This window comes from Pseudonocardia sediminis (assembly GCF_004217185.1).
GTDB classification, from domain to species: domain Bacteria; phylum Actinomycetota; class Actinomycetes; order Mycobacteriales; family Pseudonocardiaceae; genus Pseudonocardia; species Pseudonocardia sediminis.
Window position 1 is genome coordinate 4,244,922 of the sequence record NZ_SHKL01000001.1, and the last position, 15,314, is coordinate 4,260,235.

The 15,314-nt window shown below is 74.5% G+C and carries 12 protein-coding genes; 10 read left to right on the top strand and 2 right to left on the bottom strand.

All coding sequences use genetic code 11. From position 1 onward, the window contains the following. Positions 1–51 precede the first annotated feature (51 nt). From hutU to EV383_RS19670, 5 genes are read left to right on the top strand one after another with little or no spacing between them, the layout of a single operon-like run. A complete protein-coding gene (gene hutU, locus EV383_RS19650; protein ID WP_130291264.1) occupies positions 52–1,698 on the top strand; it encodes a urocanate hydratase in 1,647 nt (548 codons plus the stop codon). After that, the gene (locus EV383_RS19655) at positions 1,695–2,882 is read left to right on the top strand and encodes an allantoate amidohydrolase (RefSeq protein ID WP_130291265.1); all 1,188 of its coding nucleotides are present in this window, start codon (positions 1,695–1,697) and stop codon (positions 2,880–2,882) included. Before hutU ends, EV383_RS19655 begins: the two co-directional genes overlap by 4 nt. Next, the gene (locus EV383_RS19660; protein WP_130291266.1) at positions 2,879–4,165 is read left to right on the top strand and encodes a formimidoylglutamate deiminase; all 1,287 of its coding nucleotides are present in this window, start codon (positions 2,879–2,881) and stop codon (positions 4,163–4,165) included. Before EV383_RS19655 ends, EV383_RS19660 begins: the two co-directional genes overlap by 4 nt. After that, entirely contained in the window at positions 4,165–5,334 is a 1,170-nt protein-coding gene (gene hutI, locus EV383_RS19665) for an imidazolonepropionase (RefSeq protein WP_130291267.1), read from the top strand. Before EV383_RS19660 ends, hutI begins: the two co-directional genes overlap by 1 nt. Beyond that, the gene (locus tag EV383_RS19670; protein WP_130291268.1) at positions 5,331–6,827 is read left to right on the top strand and encodes an aromatic amino acid ammonia-lyase; all 1,497 of its coding nucleotides are present in this window, start codon (positions 5,331–5,333) and stop codon (positions 6,825–6,827) included. The genes hutI and EV383_RS19670 overlap by 4 nt, the downstream gene beginning before the upstream one ends. 93 nt (positions 6,828–6,920) lie before the next feature. Here the strand turns inward: EV383_RS19670 and EV383_RS19675 are convergent, their stop codons facing one another. Beyond that, positions 6,921–8,015 (bottom strand): PEP/pyruvate-binding domain-containing protein, encoded by a 1,095-nt coding sequence (locus tag EV383_RS19675; RefSeq protein ID WP_242623210.1) that lies wholly within the window; start codon positions 8,013–8,015, stop codon positions 6,921–6,923. Further along, positions 8,012–9,784: a PEP-utilizing enzyme gene (locus EV383_RS19680; RefSeq protein WP_130291269.1), complete on the bottom strand. Its 1,773-nt coding sequence runs from the start codon at positions 9,782–9,784 to the stop codon at positions 8,012–8,014. The genes EV383_RS19675 and EV383_RS19680 overlap by 4 nt, the downstream gene beginning before the upstream one ends. 203 nt (positions 9,785–9,987) lie before the next feature. On the opposite strand from EV383_RS19680, the gene EV383_RS19685 reads away from it, so the two are divergent. The 5 genes from EV383_RS19685 to EV383_RS19700 all read left to right on the top strand — a co-directional run bounded on the left by EV383_RS19685 (position 9,988) and on the right by EV383_RS19700 (position 15,302). After that, a complete protein-coding gene (locus tag EV383_RS19685; protein WP_130291270.1) occupies positions 9,988–11,226 on the top strand; it encodes an aromatic ring-hydroxylating oxygenase subunit alpha in 1,239 nt (412 codons plus the stop codon). Further along, complete coding sequence (locus EV383_RS31280; RefSeq protein WP_165438408.1) at positions 11,223–11,399, top strand: hypothetical protein; 177 nt, start codon at positions 11,223–11,225, stop codon at positions 11,397–11,399. Before EV383_RS19685 ends, EV383_RS31280 begins: the two co-directional genes overlap by 4 nt. 1 nt (position 11,400) lies before the next feature. Then, entirely contained in the window at positions 11,401–12,057 is a 657-nt protein-coding gene (locus tag EV383_RS19690; RefSeq protein ID WP_130291271.1) for an HAD family hydrolase, read from the top strand. Further along, entirely contained in the window at positions 12,054–12,797 is a 744-nt protein-coding gene (locus tag EV383_RS19695; RefSeq protein ID WP_130291272.1) for an SDR family oxidoreductase, read from the top strand. The genes EV383_RS19690 and EV383_RS19695 overlap by 4 nt, the downstream gene beginning before the upstream one ends. A 180-nt stretch (positions 12,798–12,977) precedes the next feature. Continuing rightward, positions 12,978–15,302: a molybdopterin-dependent oxidoreductase gene (locus tag EV383_RS19700; RefSeq protein WP_130291273.1), complete on the top strand. Its 2,325-nt coding sequence runs from the start codon at positions 12,978–12,980 to the stop codon at positions 15,300–15,302. Positions 15,303–15,314: the final 12 nt, after the last annotated feature.

Consider the following 15,314-nt stretch of genomic DNA (forward strand, 5'->3'; position numbering starts at 1 on the left):
GAGCGTGCGGATCCCGGAGCGGGACGCCGGGACGTCAGGAAGGTCGCAGTGATGGGCGCAGGAGCGGCGCGGGGCACGACGAGGACGGCACGGAGCTGGGCCACCGAGGGGGCCCTGCGGATGCTGGACAACAACCTCGACCCCGAGGTGGCCGAGCGGCCCGAGGACCTCGTCGTCTACGGCGGCACCGGCAAGGCCGCCCGCGACCACGCCAGCCTCGCCGCCATCCGGCGCTGCCTGGTCGACCTGCAGTCCGACGAGACACTGCTCGTGCAGTCCGGGCGTCCGGTCGGGGTGTTCCGCACCCACGAGTGGGCCCCGCGCGTGCTGCTGGCGAACTCCAACCTCGTCGGCGACTGGGCGACCTGGCCGGAGTTCCGCCGCCTGGAGCAGCTCGGCCTGACCATGTACGGGCAGATGACGGCCGGATCGTGGATCTACATCGGCAGCCAGGGGATCCTGCAGGGCACCTACGAGACGTTCGCCGCCGTCGCCCGCGCCCGCTTCGGCGGCTCGCTGGCCGGTACGTGCACGCTGACCGCGGGACTGGGCGGCATGGGCGGCGCGCAGCCGCTGGCCGTCACCATGAACGGCGGCGTCGCGCTGGTCGTCGAGTGCGACCCGGCGCGGGCGCGGCGCCGCGTCGAGACCGGGTACCTCGACGAGATCGCCCCCGACCTCGACGCCGCGCTCGCCCGCGTCGCGGGGGCACGCTCGGCCCGCGAGGCGGTATCGGTCGCGGTGATCGGGAACGCCGCGGAGGTGTTCGGAGAGATCCACCGCCGCGGGGCCGAGATGGACGTCGTCACCGACCAGACGTCGGCGCACGACCCGCTGTCCTACCTGCCGGTCGGCGTCTCGGCGGAGGAGTGGCCGGCGTTCGCGCGGAACAAGCCCGAGGAGTTCACCGACCGGGCGCGGGAGTCGATGGCCGCGCACGTGTCGGCCATGCTCGCGTTCCGCGACGACGGCGCCGAGGTGTTCGACTACGGCAACTCGATCCGCGGCGAGGCGCTGCTCGCCGGGTGCTCACGCGCGTTCGAGATCCCCGGGTTCGTCCCGGCCTACATCCGCCCGCTGTTCTGCGAGGGCAAGGGCCCGTTCCGGTGGGTGGCACTGTCGGGCGACCCGGCCGACATCGCCGCCACCGACCGCGCTGTGCTGGACCTCTTCGGCGACGACGAGCCGCTGGCCCGCTGGATGCGCCTGGCCGGCTCGCGGGTGAGGCACCAGGGGCTACCGGCGCGGATCTGCTGGCTCGGCTACGGCGAGCGGGCGCGGGCCGGGGAACGGTTCAACGACATGGTCGCCTCCGGGGAGCTGTCGGCGCCGGTCGTCATCGGGCGCGACCACCTCGACTCCGGCAGCGTGGCCTCGCCCTACCGGGAGACCGAGGCGATGGCCGACGGTTCGGACGCGATCGCGGACTGGCCGCTGCTCAACGCCCTGCTCAACACCGCGTCCGGCGCGAGCTGGGTGTCGCTGCACCACGGCGGCGGCGTCGGGATGGGCCGGTCGATCCACGCCGGGCAGGTGTGTGTCGCCGACGGCACCGATCTGGCCGGTCAGAAGATCGCGCGGGTGCTGACGAACGACCCGGGCACCGGCGTGATCCGCCACGTCGACGCCGGGTACGCCCGTGCGGTCGAGGTCGCCGACGAGCGCGGGGTCCGGATCCCGATGCGGGAGCAGCGATGAGCGCGGTGGGTCTCCTGCGCCAGATCGCCGACGTCGGGCGGGACCGGGCGCGCGGCGGGTACTCCCGCCACCTCGCGACCGCCGCCGAGTCCGACCTGCGCGACTGGTTCACCGAGCAGGCCGCGCGCCGGGGCCTGGACGTCGAGACCGACCGCAACGGCAACGTGTGGGCGTGGTGGGGCGCCCCCGGTGACGACGCCGTCGTCACCGGCAGCCACCTCGACTCCGTCCCCGGTGGCGGCGCGTTCGACGGCCCGCTGGGCGTCGCGAGCGCGCTGGCCGCCGTCGACGATCTCCTCGCACGCGGGTTCGCGCCGGCCCGCCCGCTGGCGGTCGTGGTGTTCGCCGAAGAGGAGGGCGGACGCTTCGGCGTGCCCTGCCTGGGCTCGCGGCTGCTCACCGGATCGCTGGACGCCGACCGCGCCCGCGGGCTGCGCGACGCCGACGGGGTCACCCTCGCCGAGGCGCTGACCGCCCGGGGCGGCGACCCGTCCGCGCTCGGCCCGGACCCGGAACGGCTCGCCCGGGTGGGACGGTTCGTGGAGCTGCACGTGGAGCAGGGCCGCGCCCTGGACGTGCCCGTCGGGATCGGGTCGACGATCGTCGCGCACGGACGCTGGAGGCTGTCCTTCACCGGCCAGGGCAACCACGCCGGCACCACCGCGCTCACCGACCGCCGCGACCCGATGATCCCGGCCGCGGCCACCGTCCTGGCCGCGCGCCGGGCCGCCGCCCGCGCCGCGGACGCCCGCGCCACCGTCGGGCGCTTGGTGCCGACCCCGGGCGGCACGAACGTCATCGCGTCCTCGGTCGACCTGTGGCTCGACGTCCGGACCCCGTCCGGCGAGCCCGGTCCGGTCGTCGAGGACGTGCTGGCCGCCGCACGCGAGGCCGCGGCCGCCGAGGGCTGCACCGTCGAGCTCGTCCGGGAGTCGCTCTCCGGTGCCGTCGCCTTCGACGACGCCCTCGCCGCACGGATGGCCGCGGCCGTCCCCGGCGCTCCGCTGCTGCCCACCGCGGCCGGGCACGACGCCGGGGTGCTCGCCGCGCACGTACCGGCCGGGATGCTGCACGTCCGCAACCCGACCGGCGTCAGCCACGCCCCGGACGAGCACGCCGAGGACGACGACGTGGAACGAGGCGTCCGCGCGCTGGCCGACGTGCTCGCGGAGCCGGCGCGATGACGACCCTCTGGTGCGAACACGCCTGGCTGCCCGACGGGCCCGCGGACGCCGTCGCGATCGAGGTCGCCGACGGCCGGATCACCTCCCTCCGACCCGGCGCTCCGCGGACGGGGACGGTCCTGCCCGGCGTCACCCTGCCCGGCTTCGCCAACGCCCACTCGCACGCGTTCCACCGCGCCCTGCGCGGGCACCCGTCCCCGGACGCCCGCTCGTTCTGGAGCTGGCGCGACGACATGTACCGCGTCGCCGAGGCGCTCGACCCGGATTCCTACCGCCGCCTGGCCACCGCCGTCTACACGGAGATGGCACTCGCCGGGTACACGTCCGTCACCGAGTTCCACTACCTCCACCACGGGCCGGGCGGGCGCCCCTACGACGACCCGAACGCGATGGGCCACGCGCTCGTCGACGCCGCGGCGGCGGCCGGGATCCGCCTCACCCTGCTCGACACCTGTTACCTCGCCGGCGGTATCGACGAGCCGCTCTCGGCAGTGCAGCGCCGCTTCGCCGACGCCCACTCCGACGCCTGGATCGAACGCGTCGAACCGCTCCTCAAGCTCGACGACGGGGACCGGGTCCGCCTCGGCGCGGCCGTGCACTCGGTGCGCGCCGTCCCCGAGCCGGAGATGTCCGGCGTCGTGGAATGGGCGGCCGGGTGGCCGCTGCACGTCCACCTGTCCGAGCAACCGGCCGAGAACGAGGCGTGCCTGGCCGCCTACGGCCGCACCCCGACCGCCCTGCTCGACTACGCGGGCGTGCTCGGGCCGGACACCGTCGCCGTGCACGCCACCCACCTCACCACCGACGACATCGACCGCCTCGCCGCATCCGGGACCCGGGTGTGCCTGTGCCCCACCACCGAACGCGATCTGGGCGACGGGATCGGGCCGGCGTCGCAGCTGCACGACGCCGGGGTCGGGCTGCTGCTGGGCAGCGACAGCCAGGCCGTCGTCGACCCCTTCGAGGAGGCGCGCGGCATGGAGATGCACGAGCGGCTCGCCCACCGCGTGCGGCAGCGGTTCTCCCCCGCGCAGCTCCTGGACGCCGCCGCCGACGGGGCGTCGCTGACGGCCGGTGCCCCCGCCGATCTCGTCACCGTCGCGCTCGACTCCGTCCGCACCGCGGGCATCGCGCCGGTGGGGGTGCTGCACGCGGCCGGTGCCGCCGACGTCACCGACGTGATGGTCGGGGGCCGGTGGGTCGTGCGCGGGCGCGTCCACCAGGGCGTCGACCGTCCCGCCGCGGCGCTCGCCGCCGAGATCACCGCGCTGCGGGAGGCCTGATGTCGACCCTGATCACCGGCATCGCCGAGCTGACCACGCACGACCCGGAAGGCCCCGGCGGGCCCGGGCCGTTCGCCCTCGTCCTCGACGGCGCCCGCGTCGCCTGGACCGGGCTCGCCGCCGACGCCCTGCCCGCCGACGAGCGCGTCGACGTCGGCGGCCGCGCCGTGCTGCCCGGCTGGGTGGACAGCCACACGCACCTGGTGTTCGCCGGGGACCGCGGGCCGGAGTTCGCGGCCCGGATGGCCGGGGAGCCCTACGCGGCGTCCGGGATCCGGACCACCGTCGACGCCACCCGCGCCGCGACCGACGACGCCCTCGCCGCCGGCCTGCGCCGCCACGCCGACGAGGCCGCGCGCCAGGGCACCACCTGTCTGGAGACCAAGACCGGGTACGGCCTCACCGTCGCCGACGAGACCCGCGCCGCCCGGATCGCCGCCGCCGTCGTCGACGAGGTCACGTTCCTCGGCGCGCACGTCGTCCCGGCCGGCGCCGACCCGGACGCCTACCTCGACGAGGTGTGCGGCCCGATGCTCGACGCCGTCGCCGCGCACGTCGGGTGGGTGGACGTGTTCTGTGAGGACGGCGCGTTCGACGAGACGTCCTCGGCCCGGGTGCTGCGCGCCGGCGCCGCCCGCGGCCTGGGCCTGCGGGTGCACGGCAACCAGCTCGGCCCCGGCCCGGGCGTGCGGCTGGCCGTCGCCCACGGCGCGGCGAGCGTCGACCACTGCACGCACCTGACCGTCGACGACGTCGATGCGCTCGCCGGCTCGGACACCGTCGCCACGCTGCTGCCGGCGTGCGACCTGTCCACCCGCCAGCCCCCCGCCCCCGCGCGGCGGCTCGCCGACGCCGGCGCGACGCTGGCCCTGGCCAGCAACGCCAACCCCGGCAGCTCGTACACGACGTCGATGCCGCTGTGCGTCGCGCTCGCCGTGCTGCAGGGCGGCCTGTCGGTCGACGAGGCCGTCCGCGCCGCGACCCTGGGCGGGGCGCGGGCGCTGCGCCGCACCGACGTCGGCACGCTCGCCGTCGGGGCCCGCGCGGACGTGCAGGTCCTCGACGCCCCCTCGGCCGCGTACCTCGCCTACCGTCCGGGCGTACCCCTGACGTGGGCCGTCTGGAGCGCCGGCCGTCCCACCCTCGACCCGTTGCGAGACCCACGATGAGCACCCTGACCACCGCCCCCGACACCGCGCCCGCCCGCTGGGGTCCCGCTCCCCTGGTCCTGGACGGCACGTCGCTGGACACGCGCACGGTCGGCGACGTCGCCCGCGCCGCCGGTCCCCCGGACCTCGTGATCGACGACGCCGCCCGCCGCCGCGTCGGGCTCGCCTCCGCACTCGCCGCGGACCTGAGCACGCGGCGTGTCGTCTACGGGCGCACCACCGGCGTCGGGGCCAACCGCGTCGAACCCGCCGACGACCTCACCGGGCACGGCCTGCGCCTGCTGCGCAGCCACGCCGGGGGCACCGGGAACCGGCTCGACACCGCGCACGTCCGCGCCACCATGCTGGTGCGGCTGAACCAGCTGCTCACCGGGCACTCCGGGGTGTCGCCGGTCGTCGCCGACGCCCTCGCCGAGGCGCTGCGGGCCGGTGCGCTGCCCGTCGTGCACCGGCTGGGCGCGATCGGCACCGGCGACCTCGCCCCGCTCGCCCAGATCGCGCTGGCCCTGGCCGGCGAGGGCGCGTGGGAGGGGCCGGCGCCCCGCCCGGTCCCCGTCGACGGCGGTGACGCGCTCGCGTTCCTGTCCAGCAACGCCGCGACCCTCGCCGACGCCGCGATCGCCGCGAACCGTCTCGACGTCATCCTCGCCGCCAGCCACGTCGTCGCGGCCCTGTCCTACCTGGCGCTGCAGGGCAGCCCGGAGGCCTACGCCGAGCCGGTGCACCGCGCCCGCCCGCACCCCGGGCAGGTCCGCTGCGCCGAGCGGATGCGGGACCTGCTCGGCATGCGCGACACCCCGGCGAAGGGCCGCCGGATCCAGGACCCGTTCGGCCTGCGCGCGTTCCCGCAGGTCAACGGCCCCGCGATGGACGCCCTGGACTACCTGCACCGGGTGCTGGACATCGAGATGAACGCCGGGTCGGAGAACCCGCTGATCTCGGTCGAGCACGGCGACGCCTACCACCACGCGCACTTCCACACCGCCTACGTGGCGACGGCGCTGGACCAGACCCGCGCGGGGGTGCACCAGGTCGCGGAGCTGTCCGCGGCCCGGCTCGGGGACCTCGTCGAGCCGGACCAGAGCGGGCTGCGCGCGTTCCTCGCCGACGGCCCCACCGGCAGCTCCGGGGTGATGATCCTGGAGTACGTCTCGCACGACGCCCTCGCCGCGCTGCGCCAGGCCGCGCTGCCGGCGACGCTCGGCACCGCCGTCGTGTCGCGGGGGCTGGAGGACCACGCGAGCTTCTCCACCCAGGCCGCCCGCGCCACCTCCGACGTCGCCGACGCCTACACCCGGGTGCTGGCATGCGAGCTCGTCGCCGCGGTCCGGGCGATGCGGATGCGCGGCGACGACCCGTCGCACCTGCCGCTGGCGCCCGCGTTCCGCCGCGCCGACGCCGTCCTCGACCGGCGCACCGACGACCGCCCGCTCGCCGACGACCTCACCGCGGCGGCCGCGCTGATCGTCGACCCGTGCTGGTCGCAGGTGTGAGGAGGAGCCTCACCCGGTATGGACGAGCGGAGCGCTCGCACGACAGGGTCGTACGAGAGCTCCGCTCGTCCGTCGCCGCACGGCGGGCCGGGATCACCGGCCGGGGACGGCCTTCCCGCTGAACACGTACTTCTGGGCGAGCGCGACCGGGTCGTAGGCCGCCGGCGCCGCGGCCTCGGCCGCGGACTGGACGACCGTGACCGGACGCGACTGGACGATGCAGACCGGGTCCCCGGCGCGGCGGTGCCGCGAGATCACCCACTCGACGTCGACCGGGTAGCCGTAGTGCTCCTCGATCCGCAGCACCGCCGCGACGATCGCCGACACCTGTTCTTCATCGAGGACCTGGCGGTCGGCCAGCTTCTCCGGCATGTCGATCTCGGTGACCTGCCCCAGGGCGTAGTCGAACGCCGAGACGATCCGCTTGTGCGCGACGGTGTACTTGAGCAGCCGGCCGTCGGTCTTGCCGACCTCGATGTGGTCGGGGTCGACGACTCCCTGCACGACCGCCTCGCCCCACCCCCAGTTCGTCTCGATCACGACCCGGTCCGGCTTGCCCGTCACCGGGTGCACCGAGAACGCCACCCCGGACGCGCGGGCGTGGATCAGCTCGATCACACCGACCGCGATCGGCATGTCGTGATGGCTGATCCCCTTGCGCAGCCGGTAGGCCAGTGCCCGGGCGGTGAACAGCGATCCCCAGCACGCGCGGACGGCGTCGATCACCCGCTCCGGCCCGGAGACCCCCAGGTAGGTGTCGAAGATCCCGGCGAAGCTGGCGTCCGCGGCGTCCTCACCGGTGGCCGACGAGCGCACCGCGGTCGGCACGTTGACCTCGGTGCGGCGCAGGCACAGCTCCTCGTAGGCCTCGGTCAGCTCGGCGGCGAGCCGCTCCGACATCGGGGTGGAGCCGAACAGCTCCCGGATCCGGGCCGATGCCGTCTCCACCTCCGCGTCCGACGGCGCGTCGCCGAGGCCGGCGATCACCTCGGAGATCCGCCCGTCGAGACCGGTCTCGGCGCAGTGGCGCCGGTAGGCCTCGACGGTCACCGCGAACCCGTCCGGGACCTCGACCCCGGAGTGGTGCAGGTCGGTGAGCCGGCCCATCTTCGACCCGGCCACCGCCACCGCGGTGTCCGCGTCGACCCCGTCGACCCAGACGACCGACGCGCCTCCCCCGCCCGTCACGCCGAACCCGCCTCCGCGGTGGCGGCGTCGGCGGTGTCGGCCGCCCGCTTGAGGACGGTCACGGTGCCGGCCGAGCCGTCGACCTGGACCGTGTCCCCGTCCTTGATCGCGAACGTCGCGATGCCACACGCGGTGACCGTCGGGACGCCGTACTCGCGGCCGACGATCGCGGCGTGGCTGAGCATCCCGCCGCCGTCGCAGACCGCGCCGGCGATCTTGCCGAACGCCGGCGTCCAGGACGGCGACGTGGACTCGCAGACCAGGATCGAGCCCGGCTCGAGGCGGTGCATGTCGTCGCTGGACTGCAGCACCCGGGCGACGCCGGTCGCCTGGCCCTTCGCCGCCGCCAGGCCGGAGAGCACGGTCTCCTCGGCCGCGTTCGGGTTCTGCACCGCGCGGATCGCCGCCGGGTTCAGGCCGAAGATCTCGATCAGCACCGGGTCCTCGACGGAGTCCGGGACGGTGCCGAGCACCTTGGGCATCTCGCCGCGCTTCGCGCCCCAGTGGTCGAAGTACTGGCGGCGGTTCTCCACCAGGGACTTCAGCTCGCCGGAGTAGGGCTTGCCCGCGGCGACGTCCATCAGCTCCGGCCAGAACAGGTAGAGCATGTCGTCCTTGTGGCTCCCGCCGACCCGGTCGGAGAGCTCCTGGCAGATCCTGCGCAGCGGGATCATGACCTTGAGGTCGATGTAGTAGTTGTGGTCGTCCTGCCACCACGGGAAGTTCGCGGCCCGGTTGGTCGCCAGGCCGGAGTCGAAGACGGCCTGCTCCTCCTTGGTCAGCCCGGAGCGGGCGGCGTCGATCGCCTCCTCCCGTTCCTGCACGGCGTTGCGGGCCGCGGCCTCGAAGTCGTGGTCGTCGTCCTTCAGGACGAAGCTGCGGATCATGTCCAGCGGGATCTGGTTGTCCTCCAGCCAGGACGGGACGCCGACGTCGCACGTCGCCTCCTGCCGGTGGCCGTAGACCTGCAGGAAGTCGTCGAAGTCGGTCAGCCACTGCGAGGCCGACCCGCCGTGCTGCGACAGGGCGCCGCGCAGGGTCGACCCGTCGTGGCCCTCGAACACCTCGCGCAGCCCGGCGCGCTTGGCCTTGACCGCGAGGTCGGCCAGGCCGCGGTCGGTCTCCATGATCTTGGTGTCCTCGCCCTGGAGGAACTTGCCGACCTGGTTGGTGTCGATGCCCATCTCGGCGCAGGCGCCGTAGAAGCCGAGGAAGTTCACCAGCAGCGGGTACATCACGCCGAAGTGGATCTCCATGGAGCGCTGGTGGTAGCGGCGGGCCTGTCGGATGAGGCCGGGCAGGTCCGCCGTCTTCGCCTGGGTCAGGTCGATGCCCTGGAAGTAGTCCCAGGTCGCCTCCAGCTCGTCGCGCCCGGACTCCCAGTAGGGGCGGTAGTTCTGAAGGAAGTGCGGCAGGTTCGTGCCGAGCCGGTTGGCGCGGGCGCCGATCTCGCGCGGGTCGGTCTCGGGGATCGCCGAGCCGTAGAGGTGGGTGCCGGCGAAGCGGGAGGTGACGCCGCGCCCGGGCGGCAGCGGGAGCGACTCCGCCGCGTGCTGGGTGCCCCAGCAGTAGCCGTCGTGGCCCCAGGTGAACGCGGCCAGCGGGGTGAGCCCGCGCGACCAGTGGAAGTCGAGGAACCAGAACTGGTCCTCGTCGGACTTCTTGAACGGGCCCGTCCCGTCGACGATGTAGGGACCTTCGAGGAACTCGGGCCTGAAGCCCGGGTACCACTCACCGGTGAACTCGTCGACTCCGACGACGTTGGCCATGCGATCTCCTCGTTCGGTACCCGCACGCGGCGCGGGTCGGGCGTCAGCTCCGTCCGACGGACCGTGACAGCGGCCACACCGAGGGGCAAGCAAGCCGTTCCGCGCTGCGAAACATGCACGTCGGCGAACCCGGGCCGGCTGCGTTCCGCGCCCGGCAACGCGACCCTTCCGGGCCCGCGGGGCCGTCCCTACCGTCCCGGGACATGCTCAGCGAGGAGAAGAACCGCCGCCTCACCCGGGTCGGGCCGGGCACGCCGATGGGCGACCTGCTGCGCCGCTACTGGTGGCCGATCGCCACGCACGACATGGCGACCCGCGTCCCGGTCAAGCGGCGCCTGCTCGGTGAGGACCTCGTGCTCTACCGCGACGGGTCGGGCACCGTCGGGCTCCTCGCCGAGCAGTGCCCGCACCGGCGGGCCGCGTTGTGGCTGGGCTGCACCGAGGACGAGGGGCTGCGCTGCGGCTACCACGGCTGGCGATTCGACGAGACCGGTCAGTGCCTGGAGCAGCCCGGGGAGCCCGCCGACTCGACGTTCCGGAACCGCATCCGGGCCACCGCGTACCCGGTGCAGGAGCTGGGCGGGCTGGTGTTCGCCTACCTCGGGCCGTCGCCGGCGCCGGAGCTGCCGCGCTACGACCTGTTCGTCTGGGACGACGCCTGGCGCGACATCGGGCACGCGGAGCTGCCCTGCAACTTCCTGCAGATCATGGAGAACTCCGTCGATCCGTACCACGTGGAGTGGCTGCATGGCCGGTACGGCAACTTCCTGCGCGAGCTGGGCGGTCACGGACAACCCCTTCCGGTCGTCACGAAGAAGCACGTCAAGGTGGCCTTCGAGGTGTTCGAGCACGGCATCCTCAAGCGCCGGGTCCTGGAGGGCCACACCGAGGAGGACGAGGACTGGAAGGTCGGGCACCCGCTCGTCTTCCCGCACATGCTCCGGGTCGGTGCGGCGGGTCTGGCGACGTTCCAGATCCGGGTCCCGATCGACGACGAGACGACCTGGCACGTCTGGTACCAGACCTACCGTCCCGAGGGCGGCGCGCCGCCGCAGCCGGTGGTCCCGACCTACGAGGTCCCACTGACCGACGAGAAGGGCGAGTGGCTGCGCGACTACGTCGACGGCCAGGACATCGTCGCCTGGATCACCCAGGGCCGGATCTCGGACCGGACCAAGGAGCACCTGGGCAAGTCCGACCTGGGCGTGATCCTGCTGCGCAAGCTCTACACCGAGCAGATGGAGCGCGTCGCCGCCGGCGAGGACCCGCTGTGCACGGTCCGCGAGCCGCACGAGGTGATCGACCTGCCGATGGAGCGCGACAAGTTCGGCTCCGCGGTGGAGTTCCGCCAGCTCTGGACGCGGGAGAGCTCGATCCGCTACTCCCCGATCCGCGACGAGATCCACGCGTTGTTCGGCGACCCGGAACCGAGTTGGGTGTGACCGCGCCGGTCGGGTTCTGCCCGGGCTGCGGGACCCCGCTCGGCGACGCCGGCCTGGTCCAGGAGTTCTGGGTCGCCGACGACCGGCACTTCCTCTGCTGGTGCGCGTCGTGTTCCCTGCTGTCCACCGTCGTGCTGCCCGCGGCGTTGATCTCCCACGAACCGGAGCACTGAGGTGGCGAAGCGCGCACTCCTGCTGGACCTGGGCGGCACCGTGTTCCGCTCCGGCGCCGAGCTGATGGCCGACCTCGGCGAGGCCTGCCCCGCCACCCGCGCGGTGACGGCGCGGCGCGGGCCGCTGGGACCGGAGCACGACGCGCTGTGGGACGCGATGATCGCCGAGGAGATCACCGAACGGGACTACTGGGCCCGCCGCAGCGACGAGGTCGGCGCAGCGCTCGGGCGGGACTGGCCGATCCAGGAGTTCATGCACACGCTCTGGGGCCTGTCCGACGACCTGGTCCGCCCGGAGGCCGCCGCCCTGGTCGACGCGGCACGCGCCGCCGGCCACCCGGTCGGCGCCCTGACCAACGACCTGCGCGCGTTCCACGGCGACGGCGCGATGAGCACGCACCCGCTGATCGCCACGTTCGACGTGCTGGTCGACGGCTCGGACACCGGCGTCCTCAAACCGGACCCGCGGGCGTACGCGATCGCGGTCGACGCTCTCGGCCTCCCGGCGTCGGAGATCGTGTTCGTCGACGACATGCCCTGGAACATCGCCGGCGCCCGGCGCGCGGGCATGATCGCCCTGGAGCTGGACCTGCGGAACCCGGGCGAGGTGTTCGGCCGGGCCGCGGTGGAGCTGGGACTGGACAGGAGCACGAGATGACCGAGCGGGGGACGGCCGTCGTCGTCGGGGCGTCGGGGGCGCTGGGGTCGGCGATCACCGCCGGGCTGCGCGGGCGGGGACTGCACGTCGTCGCCGTGGCCCGCACCGCGCCGGAGGACTCCGACGGCGTCACCGGTTGCGCCGCCGACATCGGCACCGACGACGCGACGGCCGCGATCGCCGCCGCCGTCGCGGGCACGCCGGGGCCGGTCCGGATGGTCGTGCAGGCCACCGGCCTGCCGCCCGCCGGGCCGCTGGAGAGGATCGAGCCGGACGCGCTGGGACGGGCCGTCGCGCTCAAGTGCGGCGGGCTGCTGCGGCTGGTCCGCGCCGTCGACGACCGCCTCGCCGAGGGCTCGCGGGTGGTCGCGCTCGGCGGGCACTTCGGCGTCGAACCGGCGCCGTACGCGTGCGCGGCCGGGGTGACGAACGCCGGGCTGGCCAACCTCGTCCGCCAGCTCTCGACCGCGCTCGGCCCGCGCGGAATCACCGCACACCTCGTCGCCCCCGGACCGGCGGACACCCCGCGGCTGCGCGGCCTGTCCGCGGACGCCGCCGCCGCGCGCGGGGTCACCGTCGAGGAGGTCCTCGCCGAACGCGCCGCCGAGTCCCCGCTCGGACGCCTGGTCACCCCGGACGAGGTGGCCTGGGCGGTGACGACACTGCTCGACCCGCAGGCCGGGGCGCTGGCCGGCTCCACCCTGTCCCTCGACGTCGGCGCGCGGCGGGGGATCTTCTGACCAGCGCCGGAAGATCGGCGCAACCGGCGAGAACGCGACAGTTCTGACGCCTCCGTGCCGGTCGTGCCGATCACTTGGGCCCACTGCCTGGAACCGGTGTGCCGATTCCGGCGCCGGGGGGCGACACTCGTTCCGCGGCCAAGTCGGTAGGGGCACGGCCGCGGCGAGGAGAGGACCCCCATGCCGAGCGACTCGACCCAGACGGCCTCGCACTGGGGCGTCTACCACGTGCGGACCGACCCGGGGACGGGCCTGCTCAGCGCGGACGCCTCCCCGCTGGACCCGCACTCCTCGCCGTTGCGGCACGGCCTGCCCGAAGCGGTGCGCGACCGGTCCCGGATCGACCGGCCGCACGTCCGCGAGGGCTGGCTGCGCCACCGCGGCGCGTCCCGCGCGGACCGCGGGAGCGAGCCGTTCGTCCCGGTCGACTGGGACACCGCGCTGGACCTGGTCACCGACGCGTTGACCGACGCGAAGGAGCGGCTGGGCAACTCCTCGATCTACGGCGGGTCCTACGGGTGGGCCAGCGCCGGCCGTCTGCACCACGCGCCCAGCGCGCTCAAGCGCTTCCTCGGGATGTTCGGCGGCTACGTCGACAAGATCGGCAACCACAGCTTCGGCGCGGCCCTGGCCATCGCGCCGTACGTGCTCGGACGCAACGACATCGGCAATCTCGTCGTGCGCTGGCCCGAGCTCGTCGCCCACACCCGGCTGCTCGTGCTGTTCGGCGGCGCGGCGTCGAAGAACGGCCAGAACGACGCGGGCGGCGCGATCGGCCACGAGACGCCCGACCGGTTCGCCGACGCCCGGGCCGCCGGGATGGAGGTCGTCTGCATCAGCCCGTCCCGCGACGACGTCCCGGACGGCGCGCAGGGCGCCGACTGGATCCCGATCCGGCCGGGCACCGACGTCGCGATGATGCTCGCGCTGGCGCACACCCTCGTCGCCGACGGCCGCGCCGACCGCGCGTTCCTGGAGTCGGCGTGCGTCGGGTACCCCGAGTTCGAGCGCTACCTCACAGGCGCCGACGACGGCCGCCCCAAGGACGCGGCGTGGGCCTCGGCGATCTGCGGCGTCGGAGCCGCGACGATCGAGGGCCTGGCCCGGCGGATGGCCGGCACCCGCACGCTGGTCAACACGAGCTGGTCGGTGCAGCGCGCCGACCACGGCGAGCAGCCGATCTGGGCGACGGTGGCGCTGGCCGCGGTGCTCGGCCAGATCGGGCTGCCCGGCGGCGGCTTCGCGCTCGGGATCGGCGCGGTGTCGGGCAACTCGCTGCCCCGCCCGGACGGCATCCCCCGCCCGACGCTGGACCTCGGCACGAACCCGGTGACCACGGCGGTCCCGGTCGGGCGGGTGTACGAGATGCTGCTCAACCCCGGCACCGACCTGCCGCACGACGGCGGCACGATCCGCCTGCCGGAGATCGAGGTCGTGCACTCCGCGGGCGGCAACCCGTTCCACCACAACCTGAACCTCAACCGGTTCGTGCGCGCCTGGCAGCGACCCGGCACGGTGATCGTGCACGAGCCGTGGTGGAGCCCGCCCGCGCGCTTCGCCGACATCGTCCTGCCCTCGACCACGACGATGGAGCGCGACGACGTCGCCGCCACCGAGCACAGCCGGTACTGGGTCGCGATGAAGCAGGTCATCGCCCCGTACGCGCACTCCCGCCACGACCTCGACGTGTTCTCCGAGCTCGCCGACCGCCTCGGCTTCGGCCACGACTACCACGGCGGACGCGACCAGGCGGCCTGGCTGCGTCACCTCTACGACCGCGCGCGGGCGACGGCGGTCGAGCGCGGCTTCGACTCCCCGCCGGACTTCGAGAAGTTCTGGGCGGCCGGGCACCACGAGTTCGCCATGCCCGACGAGGAGCGCGCTCCGCTGCTCTCGGACTTCCGCGCCGATCCCGCCGGGCACCCGCTCGGTACCCCGTCGGGGCGGATCGAGCTGGTCAGCGACACGATCCGCGGCTACGCGCTGCCCGACTGCCCGCCGCACCCGTCCTGGCTCGAGCCCTCGGAATGGCTCGGCGGCGACGTCGGCGCCCACCCGTTGCACCTGCTGAGCGGGCAGCCCGCGCACCGGCTGCACAGCCAGCTCGACAACACCGCGGGCAGCCGGGCGTCGAAGGTCGCCGGGCGGGAGCCGATCACACTGCACCCCGACGACGCCGCCGAGCGCGGCCTGTCCGCAGGCGACGTGGTGCGGGTGTTCAACGACCGGGGCGCGTTCCTGGCCGGGGTCGCCGTCGCCGAGCCGGGCACGGTGCTGCGCGGAGTGGCCCGGATGGCCACCGGCGCCTGGTACGACCCGGCGCAGCCGGGCGTCGCCGGGAGCCTGGACAAGCACGGCAACCCGAACGTCGTGACCTCGGACCGCGGCACGTCGGAGCTGGGCCAGTGCCCGGCCGCGCAGACCTGCACGGTGCAGGTGGAGCTCTGCCCGGACCCGCCCCCGGTCACCGCGTTCGACCCGCCGGAGATCCTCGCCGCCCGGTGAGCCGGGAACGGA

What these genes read in the sequence shown, in the direction of transcription:
- hutU (WP_130291264.1), top strand. Translation starts at nt 52, where the DNA reads ATGGGCGCAGGAGCGGCGCGGGGCACGACGAGGACGGCACGGAGCTGG.
- EV383_RS19655 (WP_130291265.1), top strand. Translation starts at nt 1,695, where the DNA reads ATGAGCGCGGTGGGTCTCCTGCGCCAGATCGCCGACGTCGGGCGGGAC.
- EV383_RS19660 (WP_130291266.1), top strand. Translation starts at nt 2,879, where the DNA reads ATGACGACCCTCTGGTGCGAACACGCCTGGCTGCCCGACGGGCCCGCG.
- hutI (WP_130291267.1), top strand. Translation starts at nt 4,165, where the DNA reads ATGTCGACCCTGATCACCGGCATCGCCGAGCTGACCACGCACGACCCG.
- EV383_RS19670 (WP_130291268.1), top strand. Translation starts at nt 5,331, where the DNA reads ATGAGCACCCTGACCACCGCCCCCGACACCGCGCCCGCCCGCTGGGGT.
- EV383_RS19680 (WP_130291269.1), bottom strand. Translation starts at nt 9,784, where the DNA reads ATGGCCAACGTCGTCGGAGTCGACGAGTTCACCGGTGAGTGGTACCCG.
- EV383_RS19685 (WP_130291270.1), top strand. Translation starts at nt 9,988, where the DNA reads ATGCTCAGCGAGGAGAAGAACCGCCGCCTCACCCGGGTCGGGCCGGGC.
- EV383_RS19695 (WP_130291272.1), top strand. Translation starts at nt 12,054, where the DNA reads ATGACCGAGCGGGGGACGGCCGTCGTCGTCGGGGCGTCGGGGGCGCTG.
- EV383_RS19700 (WP_130291273.1), top strand. Translation starts at nt 12,978, where the DNA reads ATGCCGAGCGACTCGACCCAGACGGCCTCGCACTGGGGCGTCTACCAC.